Genomic DNA, 11,491 nt, shown 5'->3' with positions numbered 1-11,491 from the left:
CCCGCCGCCTCGATGCGCTCACCCGAGCTCGTCGAGGCGCCGGCGCGCTCGCCGGGCGGCGGCCAGCAGCCGCGGCTCCACGTCGACCGGGCTCGCGCCCTGCCGGTCGCGGTGGAACACGTAGTCCTCGACCGCCCAGAACAGGTCCTCGAAGATCTGGCGCGCCTCCGGGCTCAGCTCCTCGGGCGTGGCCGACCAGCGTGCCAGCCAGGCGTGCTCGAAGTCGTGGGGGGTGCTGTCGCCCTCCAGGAGATCGTCGATGACCTCGAGTGCCCAGCGCACGTGGGGGTGCTCGGGAGGCGTCACGAGGCCATTCTGACCCATCCGGCCCGACTCGGTGCGCGGTGGCGCACAATGGCCCCGTGACCGTGCGCTCTAACGAGGGAAACCCCACCCGCGGCCTCCGCGAGGAGGACGCCTTCGACGTCGAGGCGGCCGCCCACTGGCTGCGTGAGCACGCCGCGGGGGACCGCACCGAGCTGGCGCAGACGCCCGAGGTGCACCAGTACGGCGGAGGCGCCTCCAACCTCACCTACCTGCTGCGCTACCCCGAGCGCGACCTGGTGCTGCGCCGTCCGCCGGTCGGCACCAAGGCGGCGGGCGCCCACGACATGACCCGCGAGTTCCGCCTTCAGGCCGCGCTCGCCCCGACCTTCCCCCTGGTGCCGACGATGGTCGCGCTGTGCGAGGACGAGAGCGTCCTCGGAGCGCCGTTCTACGTCATGGAGCGGATCGAGGGCACGATCCTGCGCCGGGACCTGCCGGCCGAGCTGGCCCCCGAGGACGCCTCGACGCTGTGCTCGAACGCCCTCGACGTGCTCGTCGACCTGCACGCCGTCGACGTCGAGGCGGCCGGCCTCGGCTCGCTCGGCCGCGGCCCGGGGTACGTCGAGCGCCAGGTCGGCGGCTGGTCGCGTCGCTTCCGCACGGCGCGCACCGAGGACGTCGGGGACTTCGAGGACGTGATGGCCTGGCTGGAGGCGCACCGCCCCGACGACGTCGGCAGCTGCCTGATCCACAACGACTTCCGCTTCGACAACCTGGTCCTCGACGCCGACGACCCGCTGCGCGTCGTCGGCGTGCTCGACTGGGAGCTCGCCACCGTCGGGGACCCGCTGATGGACCTCGGCAGCGCCCTGGCCTACTGGGTCGAGGCCGACGACGACGACTTCTTCCAGGCCTTCCGGCGCCAGCCGACCACCGCCCCCGGCATGTGGACTCGCGCCGAGGTCGTCGCGGCGTACGGCGAGCGCACCGGCCGCACCGTGACGCCCGAGCAGTGGCTGTTCTACGAGGTCTTCGGCCTGTTCCGGGTCGCGGTGATCGCGCAGCAGATCCACTACCGCTACTTCCACGCCCAGACCACGAATGAGGCCTACGCGATGTTCGGACCTGCTGTCGGCTATCTCGAGTCGCGCTGCCGCGACCTGCTGGGGCTCTGATGGGCTCGCTGCTGCTGGTCCGCCACGGCCAGGCGTCGTGGGGCACCGACGACTACGACGTGCTCTCCCCGCTGGGCTGGGAGCAGGGCCGGCTCCTCGGGCGCGCGCTGGCCGCTCGGGGCACCCGTCCCGACCTCGTCATCCGCGGCGACATGCGCCGCCACCGTGAGACGGCGGAGGCGATCGCCGAGGGGGCCGGCTGGGAGGTGCCGACCGAGGTCGACGGGGCCTGGGACGAGTTCGACCACCTGGCGGTGCTGGCCCGCCACGACGAGCAGATCGAGGACGAGCTCGACCGCCAGCAGTTCCAGGCGTGGTTCGAGGCCGCGATGCGCCGCTGGTCCTCGGGCGACCACGACGCGGAGTACCACGAGCCGTTCAGCGCCTTCACCGAGCGGGTGGTCGCCGCCCTGGAGCGGGCCTCCGAGCGGGTCGCGCCCAGTGGCACGGCGCTGGTGGTCACCTCCGGTGGTCCGGTGGCGTGGAGCGCGGTGGCACTGGTCAACGACTGGGAGCGCGGCGAGGGACCCGCGCCGTACGCCGCCGCCTGGGCCCGGCTCAACACCGTGGCCGTCAACTCCGGCATCAGCAAGGTCGTCGTCGGACGACGGGGCACCACGCTGGTGACCTTCAACGACCACAGCCACCTCGAGGGTGGACCGCTCACCTACCGCTAGAGGGGGCACCACCCCACCGGCTAGCGTCGGGCCATGACCTCGACTCGCACCGATCGCGCCGCCGCCGAGCCGGACGGGGTGCCGCGCACCGTCGGGCGCTATGCCCTCGCCGGCGCGATGCTGCTGGCCGGCGTCGGCCACATGGCCAACACCGAGGAGTTCCGCGCGCAGGTGCCGCCGTTCTTCCCGGCCCGCGACGCGATCGTCTACGCCTCCGGCGTGGTCGAGCTCGGCATCGGTGCGGCCCTGCTCGCCGCACGCGGCGAGCGCCGGGTGCAGCTGGGCTTCCTGCTCGCGGCGTTCTTCGTGGTGATCTTCCCGGGCAACGTCTCGCAGTACCTCACCGGCGAGGACGCCTTCGGGCTCGACACCGACCGCAAACGCGCCGTGCGCCTGGTCTTCCAGCCGGTGCTGGTGCTGTGGGCGCTGTGGTGCACGGGCGCGCTGCGCGCCTGGCGTCGCCGCTGAGCCTCTGTCGCGAGCAGGGGGCCTAGAGCGAGAGGTCGGGCTCGTCGCGGGGTCCGGCCTCGGGCGGGCGCGGCTGGTCCTCGCGGTGCAGGCGGACAGCGACGAGAGCGACGTCGTCCTCGGGCTGGTCGGGCAGCATCCGCAGGAGCAGGGCGTTGCAGATCTCGTCCAGCGTCAGGTCGGCGTCGACCAGCTCGGTGAGGACCGCAGCGAGACGTTCGATGCCCTCGTCGAGCGACTGTCCGCGGCGCTCGACGAGGCCGTCGGTGTAGAGCAGCACGGTGGACCCACGCGGGAGGACGTGCACGGCCTCGCCCCGCTCGGCCCGAGGGTTGAGTCCCAGGAGCAGGTCCGGGGACGTGGCCCATAGGACCTGGGCCTGTCCGGCCGGGGCGTCCAGGGTCTCGGGATGCTCCACGATCATCGGCGGCGGGTGTCCGGCGTTGGACCAGCGCAGCCGGGTGACGCCCTGCTCGCGCTCCTCGGCGGTCTGCTCGAGGCGGGCCACGAGCACGGTGGCGGTGGTGTCGATCTGCAGCAGCGAGATCGCCTCGTCGACGCGTCGCAGCACCTCCGCCGGGCCGGCGCCCGTGGTGACGGCGATCCCGCGCAGCAGGTTGCGCAGCTGACCCATGGCTGCGGCCGCGGCGGTGTCGTGCCCGACGACGTCGCCGATCACGATCATCGTCGACCCCTCGGCCTGCAGGAACGCGTCGTACCAGTCGCCGCCGACCTGCGCGGCCTCGGCGGCCGAGGCGTAGCGCACCGCGACCTCGAGGTGGTCGGGCTGCGGCGGGGCGGTCATCATGCTGCGCTGGAGCGTCTCGGCGAGCTCGCGCTGCTGGACATAGAGACGGGCGTTGTCGAGGGCCAGCCCCGCTCGGCCCGCCGCCTCCTCCAGGGTGGCGATGTCGTCGGGGTCGAACGCCGGCCTCGCGGGGTCGCGGAAGGCGGAGAGCAGGCCCAGCGTCCGGCCGCGCGCACGCAGCGGGATCACCAACGCCGAGGACGGGTTCAGACGCAGGCACAGGTCACGCGCCTCACCCGGGACCAGCACCTGGGCGATCTTGTCGGCGGCGCGCTTGGCGATCGCCACCGAGCGCTCCCCGTTGAGGGCTCGGGCCACGACGGAGGCGTCGGTCAACGCGGGGATGCGGACCTGGGTGTAGCGCTCGACGAGCGGCCGCAGCTCCGGATCCTCGTGCCACCAGCCCACGTCACGCAGACCGCGTCGCCATTCCGGGTGCAAGGTGATGCCCGGCTCCTCCACCAGCGTCACCAGACACCAGTCGGCGACGTGCGGCACGATGAGCTGGGCGAGGCGCGCCACGGCCTCGGTGGGATCGAAGGTGTCGGTCAGGGCCGAGGTGACGTTCCCCAGCAGCTCGGCACGGCGCGCGGCGTGCGCGACCGCCTCCTGCGCCCGGTGCCGGTCGGTGGCGTCGAGGAAGTAGACCGAGAGTCCGTCGGACGTCGGCCAGGCGCGCACCTCGTACCAGCTGTCGAGGGGCGGGGGATAGTAGGCCTCGAACGTCACCGGCCTCCCCCTCTCGACCGCGAGCCGGTAGTACTGCTCGAAGTCGCTGCCCACGGTCGCGGGGAAGAGGTCCCACACCACGCGGCCGACGACGTCGGCCTCCGTGGCGTCGAGCAGGCGCTCCGCCTCGGTGTTGAGGTAGGTGAAACGCCAGGCGGGGTCGACGTGGTAGAACGCCGTCGGCATCGCCTCCAGCACACGGGAGACGAGCGCCTCGCCCGCCTGGACGGCGGTGGTGTCGATCGCGGCACCCAGGAGCCGGACCGCGGTCCCCTCGGGCCCGGCGAGCGCGCGACCCCGGGCGCTGACCCAGCGCGTGCCTCCGTCGGGGATCAGCACGCGGTACTCCGCGGCGAAGGTGCCGCAGGTCGAGACGGCCTCGCGCAGTGCCCGATTCACCCGCGAGCGGTCCTCAGGGTGCACGAGCGTGTCGAAGGCCTCGATGGTCCCGCCGAAGGTCGAGCGGTCCGTCCCGAAGAGCTCCAGCAGCCGCTCGTCCCAGCGAAGCTCCCGGGTGACGAGGTTCCAGTCGAAGGCGCCGACGCCGGCGGCATCCACGGCGAGCTGCCAGGCCACCCGCTCCTCGTCGTACTCCGCCCCCAGGGCTGCCAGCTCGAGCTCGGCGGCGGCCTGTCCGGCCAGGATCTCCAGCAGCGCGACGTTCTCCGGGGTCCAGGTGCGGGGCTCGTCGTCCGTCACGCACAGCGCGCCGACGGCGAGCCCGCTCGCGACGACCGGCACGCTGAGGCAGGAGCCCACCCGGCCCGCCGCGACCGGGGGCAGATGGGCCACGCGGGCGTCGCGGCGCGCGTCGCCGATGAGGAGAGGCGCCGCGCCGGTGACCGTCAGCAGGCAGAGGGAGTCGGACGGGTGCCCCTCGTCTCCGACGGTGTCGGTGGCCGCCCCGGCGCCGCCCATCACGGTGTGCACGTCGGAGATCAGCGACACCTGGGCCGAGCCGGCCCCGAGAAGGTCGGCCGCCCGCTCGGACACCTGACTCAGCGAGGGCAGGCCGCCCGGGCGGGTCAGCCGCTGGGCATACCCTTCCCGCGCCTCCTCAGAGGCGCCGTCCTCCGCAAGGGGACCCGGGCCGGTGCTCACCGACGAAGTGTGACACCTCGGCTCGGCCCCGGTCCGGGGATCAGATCAGCTTCTTGAAGATCGGCAGCGGCGCGTGCCGCATCACCACCGACAGCGGCGCCCACGGCCACGGGGGCACGTTGGCCGAGGCCTTCTCCTTCTCGATCGCGGCGACCATCGCCCGCACCCCTCGCTCGGTGGAGGCCATCAGCGGCTGGCGGTGGGTCACGTGGTCGTTCATCTCCGAGGCGATGTAGCCGGGGTAGATCACCGAGACCTTGATCGGCGTCCCGTGGAGCTCGGTGCGCAGGCCCTCGGCGAGATGGGCGACGCCGGCCTTGGTCGCGGCGTACGTCGTCATCGACTTGGGCATGCCGCGCACCGCGGACAGCGACGAGACCATCACCAGGTGGCCGGCGTTCTGGGCGCGGAAGAGCTCCATGGCGGCCTCGGCCTGGACCAGGGCGCCGACGAAGTTGGTCATCGCGGTCTCGCGGTTGACGTCGTAGTGCCCGGTGCCCAGGGGGGCGCCCTTGCCGAGGCCCGCGTTGATGACGACCCGGTCGATCGTGCCGAGGTCGGCCCGGAAGCCGCGGAAGGCCTCGAAGACGCCGTCGTCGTCGGTGACGTCCATCGGGCGGATCGCGACCCGGCGCTCCGGGTGCCGGGCGAGGATCTGGGCGCGCAGCTCCTCGAGCCGGTCGGTACGGCGCGCGCAGAGCGCCAGGTCGTGGCCGAGGGCGGCGAACTGGCGGGCCATCTCGGCGCCCAGTCCCGAGCTGGCTCCGGTGATCAGGATGTTCTTCGGCATGGGCCGGAGTCTCGCAGTAGGGTCCCAGCCATGACGGGACGGGTCGTGCACTTCGAGATCCCCTGCGACGACAGGGAGCGGGCAGAGGCGTTCTATCGCGAGGCCTTCGGCTGGCGGATGACCTCGCTGCCCGACACCGGATACACGCTCGCCGAGACCGGCCCCTCGGAGGGCAGCTGGCCCTCGGAGACGGGCTATGTCAACGGCGGCCTGATCCGCCGTGAGGACCCCCGCGAGGGGCCGATCGTCGTGATCGAGGTCGACGACATCGACGCCGCGCTCGCTCGGGTCACCGCCCTCGGGGGCAAGGTGCTGCTCGGCAGCCACATGATGGGCGACCACGGCTGGACGGCGTACATCAAGGACGTGGAGGGCAACAGCGTCGGCCTGTTCCAGCCGGCCTGACGCTGCCGCCCTCCTGCTCCCGGCTCAGGACCGGGTCAGCGCTGCTCGGGCTGCTGGATCACGACGGTGTTGAGCACCTTGTCGGTGAGGGTCTGGTTCTTCTCGTCCCACAGCGGCCACAGGTAGTCGATGTAGCAGGCCTGGTTGATGACGCTGTGCAGCAGGTAGCGCACGAACGCCATGCCCGGGCCGACGGGCTGGCCGTCCTGCTGGCCGATCAGGCGGATGCCGACCTTGGCCTTGCCGTAGCTGTAGCCGGTGCGGCCCTGGCGCAGGATGTAGTTGCGGATCCAGATGACCAGCCCGACGATGAAGCTGGCCAGCAGGAGCAGCCCGCCGATCGCCAGCAGCCCCCCGTTGGTGTCGGTCGTGTTGCCGTAGGCGTCCGTCTCGGACGTGGCGATCGCGGCGATGAACAGCCCGTAGCCGACGATCCCCAGGAGGATGGCCGGCCACATGATCAGGAAGTCCCACAGCGTGCCGATGACGCGCTGGCCCCAGGTGGCGTAGGCGCCCTGGCCGCCGAAGCCCGGCTGCTGGCCGTAGGGCGCGCCGTACGCCGGAGCCTGGCCGTAGGGCTGCCCCGGCTGACCGTAGGGCTGCTGGCCGTACCCCGGCTGCTGACCGTAGGGCGCCTGGCCGTAGCCCGGCTGCTGCTGGCCGTAGCCGGGCTGCTGGCCGTACGGCGGCTGCTGGGGCTGGCCGGGCTGCTGCGGCTGCTGGGGCTGCTGGCCATAGGGGTCCTGGGGCGGGTTTCCATACTGCGACAAGGTGTCTCCTGCGAAAGCGGCCGGCATCGGACCCGTTCGGGCCGACGTGGCCCCAGGCTAGTGGCTCCGCTGCCCGCGTGATCGGTGGTCGAGCAGGTTGCGCAGCGCCGACCTCCTCGATGGTCGAGCAGGTTGCGTAGCGCCGACCTCCTCGGTGGTCGAGCAGGTTGCGCAGCAACCGACGTCGAGACCCCTGCATACGTGGTATACATACGGAGTATTCGCGGGTCGGGTGCCCGTCGTGGGAGAGGGGACCCCGATGTCGGTCAAGCAGGCGCTGCTCGCGCTGCTCGAGCAGGAGCCCATGTACGGCTACCAGCTGCGCAGCGAGTTCGAGGCGCGCACCGGCGGCACCTGGCCGCTCAACGTCGGGCAGGTCTACACGACCCTCGCCCGCCTGGAGCGCGACGGCCTGGTCGAGGCCGGCGAGGCGGCCGACGGCACCGACGGACACGTGACCTATCGCGTGACCGAGAGCGGCCGCGCGGAGGTGGCCGCCTGGTTCACCACGCCGGTCGCCCGCACCCAGCCGCCGCGCGACGAGCTCGCGATCAAGCTCGCGGTCGCGGTCACCGTGCCCGGGGTCGACGTCGGCGCCGTCATCCAGCGCCAGCGTGGCGCCACGATGGCGGCCCTGCAGGACTACACCCGACTCAAGCGCGGTACGCCCGCCGCCGGCGGCACCCCGGTCGACGCCCAGGAGCGCGCCGACCTCGCCTGGAGCCTGGTGCTGGACTCGCTCGTCTTCGCGGCTGAGGCCGAGATCCGCTGGCTCGACCACTGCGAGTCCCGACTGCGACGGGCCGCTGCGCAGACACGCGCCGTGAGTGCGGCCGAGCGCTTCGCCAAGGCGCCGGTCAGGACTCGACAGCCGCGGCCGGAGGACGCCCGGTGAGCCTGCTGCTGGAGGTCGAGCAGGTCACCCGCGTGCACGGCGCCGGACCCACTGAGGTCCACGCGCTGCGCGGGGTCGACTTCCGGGCGCAGGCCGGTGAGCTGGTGGCGGTGATGGGGCCATCCGGCTCCGGCAAGTCCACGCTGCTGACCCTGGCCGGAGGGCTCGACACGCCCACGAGCGGCGCGGTGCGGGTCGAGGGCGCCGACCTGGCCGGGCTCGGCGTCGCCGGGCGGGCGCGGATGCGGCGTACGTCGATCGGCTATGTCTTCCAGGACTTCAACCTGATCCCCGCCCTCACCGCCGCCGAGAACGTCGCGCTGCCGCGTGAGCTCGATGGGGAGCGTGCCGGCTCGGCGCGACGTGCGGCGCTGACGGTGCTCGAGGAGGTCGGCCTGCTGGACCTCGCGGACCGCTTCCCCGACGAGATGTCCGGCGGCCAGCAGCAGCGGGTGGCGATCGCCCGCGCGGTCGTCGGCGACCGGCGGCTGATCCTCGCCGACGAGCCCACCGGAGCGCTGGACACCGAGACCGGCGAGGACGTGCTCGAGCTGCTGCGGGCGCGCTGCGACGCCGGGGCGGCGGGGGTGCTGGTCACCCACGAGGCCCGGCACGCGGCCTGGGCCGACCGGGTGGTGTTCCTGCGCGACGGCGTGGTCGTCGACGAGTCGGGCGCCGACCCGGTCGACGTGCTGCTCCGGACGGGCTCGGGCGGGCCCTGCGGTTGAGGGGCTGGCGGGTGAGGGGCTGGCGCGCCGCGCTGCGGATCGCGCGGCGTGACGCGCTGCGCTCGAAGGGCCGCAGCGTGCTCGTGCTGGTGATGATCGCGCTGCCGGTGCTGGGGGTCACCGCGGCCGACGTGGTGCTCCGGACCAGCGAGGTCTCCGGCAGTGAGGCGCTCGAGCGGCGGCTGGGGGCGGCGGACGCCCGGGTGAGGGTCGAGCCCGGGGTGGGACAGGTCGTCCAGGCGGCGGATCCGGGGCGCGGCTACTGGTCGGCGAGTCACCAGGACGACGCGGTCGCGGCCGGGCTCGACGAAGTCGCCGACGTCCTGGGCGAGGGGGTGCGCGCGCTCGAGTACCGCGAGGGGAGTGCTCGAGTGCGCACCCCGGACGGCGTCGCGTGGGCCGAGGCCGTCGAGCTCGACCTCGCCGACCCTCTCGCCGACGGACTCTTCGAGCTGACCTCCGGCCGTTGGCCCGGCGCGACCGGTGAGGTCGTCGTCAACGGCGACCTCGCGAGGAGGGGCCTGGAGGTGGGTGACGGGCTGGAGATCGTCCGCGGCGAGACGCGGACGGTGGTCGGCACCATGGAGTCCTCCAGCGCCCGGGGCTACCCGATCGTCGCCGGTGCCCCGGGGAGCCTCGGCGTGGAGGCGCACAGCGCACGGACCTGGCTGATCGACGCCGGGCCGGTGACGTGGGTGGAGGTTCGTGCGCTCAACGACCTGGGTGTGACCGTGCTGTCGCGCGCAGTCCTGGAGGACCCCCCGTCGGACGAGGAGCTGCATCCCGACGTCGTCGCCTCCAGCGGGGTGGCGCAGGAGGACTTCGCGGCCGTCGTGCTCGTCGTCGTGATGGCCCTGCTCGAGGTAGTGCTGCTCGCGGGGCCCGCCTTCGCCGTTGGCGCGCGGCGTCAGTCGCGGCTGCTGGCGATGATGGCCGCGCAAGGAGCGAGTCCCGCGCAGGCACGGCGCGTCGTGCTGGCCGGCGCGGTGGTGCTGGGCGGCGTCGCGACCCTGCTCGCCGTCGCGCTCGGGGTCGCGGCGGCGTGGCTCCTGGTGCCCGTCATCGGCCACTGGTCCGACAACCCGATGGGCCCCTTCGACGTGCGGTGGTTCGAGGTGGGCGGGATCGCGACCTTCGGCCTCGTCAGTGCGATGCTCGCAGCCCTCGTCCCGGCCTGGCTCGCCTCGCGTCAGGACGTGGTCGCGGTGCTCGCCGGTCGCCGCGGCGAGCGTCCGGCCGGCCTGGGCTTCCCGCTGCTGGGCGTGGCGCTACTGGCAGTCGGCGTCGCCGGGGCGGCGTACGGCGCGCAGCGTGCGTCGTCGGGGGAGTACGTGATCTCGGCGGCCGCTGTCGTCGTCGTGCTCGGCATGATCCTGGTCGTGCCGGTGGTGTTGAGTGCCCTGGCCCGGGCCTCACGCCGGCTCCCGCTGACGCTGCGCTACGCCGCCCGCGACGCGGCCCGCCACCGCGCCCGCACGGTCCCGGCCGTCGCCGCGGTGGCAGCGACCGTGTGTGGCGTCGTCGCCATCGGGATCGCGACGAGCAGCGACGCGGCTCAGTCCGAGGCGGAGTATGTGCCGATGCTGAGCGAAGGGGCCGCGAGCGTGACCACGGCGCGCGGCTGGCAGACCGATTGGGAGGTCCTCGAGGCGGCCGTCGCCGGCGCTCTCCCGGACGCCACGGTGACGCCGATCGTGGGGGTCGCCCCGCAGCCGAGGGGTGCGTCCACGTCGCTCGACCTGAGCCGGGTCGGGGTGAGCGGCGACGGCGCCGTCGTGCCTCTCGACTCGTGGGGGGGCCTGCTGAGCACCGACTACCTCGTCAGTGACGGGACGTGGCCGACCTCTCTGCGCGAGACCCCGTGGGTGGACGTCGCGCGGGCGGAGGAGACCCTGGCCGCGGGAGGAGTGGTGGTGTTCACCTCCGCCGACGTGACCGACCGCAGCGTCCGGGTCACGGCCCGCACCGGCCGGGGCGCCGAGCGCTCGCTCTCGGCGGACAGCTTCCCCGCCTACTTCGTCACTGTCCCCAACTCCCACGCCCAGGGCCGAGCGGTGATCGCTCGCGAGGCCGTCGAGTCCCTGGGCGGCCCGGTGGGGACGGTCGGCCTGCACGTCGCCGGGGCGGCCGTCGACGAGCAGGGAGAGCGCGACCTCGAGGCGGCTGCGGTCGCGGTGGAGCGCCGGAGCGACGTCTACGTCGAGCGTGGCTATCAGGGCGATGGCGAGGTGATGCTGGTCCAGCTCGTCCTCGGCGGCCTCGGGGCGGCGCTGATGCTGGGGGGCACGCTGACCGCCACCTTCCTGGCGCTCTCCGACGCCCGCCCTGATCTCACCACCCTCGCCGCGGTCGGAGCCTCGCCCCGGCTGCGGCGCGGCGTCGCCGCGGCGTACGCACTGGTCATCGGCGTGGTCGGCGCGCTGCTCGGCGCGCTCGCCGGGCTGGTCCCCGGCATCGCCGTCACCTATCCGCTGACCGGGGACTCCTGGCTGACGGCGGACGCTGACGGTGAGCCGCTGCCGGACCAGTTCCTCGCGATCCCCTGGCTGCTGGTCGCCGCCGTGGTGGTCGGTCTCCCCCTGCTCACCGCGGCGGTGGTCGCCCTGAGCGCCCGCTCGAGCACCCCCCTGCTCGCCCGCCAGGACTAGCCGAGTCGGCGCCTGTACGACGCGCGCTTT

General features: G+C 73.5%; 11 protein-coding genes. 7 read left to right on the top strand and 4 right to left on the bottom strand.

What is annotated here, in order from left to right:
* Positions 1-18: 18 nt before the first annotated feature.
* Positions 19-306: a hypothetical protein gene (locus ACYU7L_RS03850; RefSeq protein ID WP_460793919.1), complete on the bottom strand. Its 288-nt coding sequence runs from the start codon at positions 304-306 to the stop codon at positions 19-21.
* Positions 307-362: 56 nt separating this feature from the next.
* Between ACYU7L_RS03850 and ACYU7L_RS03845 the strand changes: the two genes are divergently transcribed.
* The 3 genes from ACYU7L_RS03845 to ACYU7L_RS03835 are packed head-to-tail and all read left to right on the top strand — an operon-like array spanning position 363 to position 2,587.
* Positions 363-1,442, top strand: a complete 1,080-nt coding sequence (locus tag ACYU7L_RS03845) for a phosphotransferase family protein (protein ID WP_460793917.1) — start codon at positions 363-365, stop codon at positions 1,440-1,442.
* On the top strand, positions 1,442-2,119 hold the full coding sequence (locus ACYU7L_RS03840; RefSeq protein ID WP_460793916.1) for a histidine phosphatase family protein: 678 nt from the start codon (positions 1,442-1,444) through the stop codon (positions 2,117-2,119). Before ACYU7L_RS03845 ends, ACYU7L_RS03840 begins: the two co-directional genes overlap by 1 nt.
* A 33-nt stretch (positions 2,120-2,152) precedes the next feature.
* The gene (locus tag ACYU7L_RS03835) at positions 2,153-2,587 is read left to right on the top strand and encodes a DoxX family protein (protein WP_460793914.1); all 435 of its coding nucleotides are present in this window, start codon (positions 2,153-2,155) and stop codon (positions 2,585-2,587) included.
* 22 nt (positions 2,588-2,609) lie between these two features.
* Here the strand turns inward: ACYU7L_RS03835 and ACYU7L_RS03830 are convergent, their stop codons facing one another.
* Entirely contained in the window at positions 2,610-5,225 is a 2,616-nt protein-coding gene (locus ACYU7L_RS03830) for a SpoIIE family protein phosphatase (protein WP_460793912.1), read from the bottom strand.
* A gap of 40 nt (positions 5,226-5,265) precedes the next feature.
* Positions 5,266-6,015: an SDR family oxidoreductase gene (locus tag ACYU7L_RS03825; protein ID WP_460793911.1), complete on the bottom strand. Its 750-nt coding sequence runs from the start codon at positions 6,013-6,015 to the stop codon at positions 5,266-5,268.
* 30 nt (positions 6,016-6,045) lie between these two features.
* Here ACYU7L_RS03825 and ACYU7L_RS03820 point away from each other — a divergent pair, with 30 nt between their 5' ends.
* Positions 6,046-6,420 (top strand): VOC family protein, encoded by a 375-nt coding sequence (locus ACYU7L_RS03820; protein WP_460793910.1) that lies wholly within the window; start codon positions 6,046-6,048, stop codon positions 6,418-6,420.
* Positions 6,421-6,455: 35 nt separating this feature from the next.
* Here the strand turns inward: ACYU7L_RS03820 and ACYU7L_RS03815 are convergent, their stop codons facing one another.
* Positions 6,456-7,190 carry an RDD family protein gene (locus ACYU7L_RS03815; protein WP_460793909.1) on the bottom strand — a complete coding sequence of 245 codons (735 nt, stop codon included), beginning with the start codon at positions 7,188-7,190 and terminating at the stop codon, positions 6,456-6,458.
* A 259-nt stretch (positions 7,191-7,449) separates the two neighbouring features.
* On the opposite strand from ACYU7L_RS03815, the gene ACYU7L_RS03810 reads away from it, so the two are divergent.
* From ACYU7L_RS03810 to ACYU7L_RS03800, 3 genes are read left to right on the top strand one after another with little or no spacing between them, the layout of a single operon-like run.
* Complete coding sequence (locus ACYU7L_RS03810) at positions 7,450-8,085, top strand: PadR family transcriptional regulator (RefSeq protein ID WP_460793908.1); 636 nt, start codon at positions 7,450-7,452, stop codon at positions 8,083-8,085.
* Positions 8,086-8,087: 2 nt separating this feature from the next.
* The gene (locus ACYU7L_RS03805; protein WP_460796566.1) at positions 8,088-8,813 is read left to right on the top strand and encodes an ABC transporter ATP-binding protein; all 726 of its coding nucleotides are present in this window, start codon (positions 8,088-8,090) and stop codon (positions 8,811-8,813) included.
* An 11-nt stretch (positions 8,814-8,824) separates the two neighbouring features.
* Positions 8,825-11,461, top strand: coding sequence for an FtsX-like permease family protein (locus ACYU7L_RS03800; RefSeq protein WP_460793906.1), 2,637 nt, complete (start codon positions 8,825-8,827; stop codon positions 11,459-11,461).
* Positions 11,462-11,491: the final 30 nt, after the last annotated feature.

Source organism: Nocardioides pacificus (assembly GCF_054775955.1).
Note: the sequence above shows the minus strand (reverse complement) of the source record. Positions and strands in the feature narration are given on the sequence as shown.

What these genes read in the sequence shown, in the direction of transcription:
- ACYU7L_RS03840 (WP_460793916.1), top strand. Translation starts at nt 1,442, where the DNA reads ATGGGCTCGCTGCTGCTGGTCCGCCACGGCCAGGCGTCGTGGGGCACC.
- ACYU7L_RS03835 (WP_460793914.1), top strand. Translation starts at nt 2,153, where the DNA reads ATGACCTCGACTCGCACCGATCGCGCCGCCGCCGAGCCGGACGGGGTG.
- ACYU7L_RS03825 (WP_460793911.1), bottom strand. Translation starts at nt 6,015, where the DNA reads ATGCCGAAGAACATCCTGATCACCGGAGCCAGCTCGGGACTGGGCGCC.
- ACYU7L_RS03820 (WP_460793910.1), top strand. Translation starts at nt 6,046, where the DNA reads ATGACGGGACGGGTCGTGCACTTCGAGATCCCCTGCGACGACAGGGAG.
- ACYU7L_RS03810 (WP_460793908.1), top strand. Translation starts at nt 7,450, where the DNA reads ATGTCGGTCAAGCAGGCGCTGCTCGCGCTGCTCGAGCAGGAGCCCATG.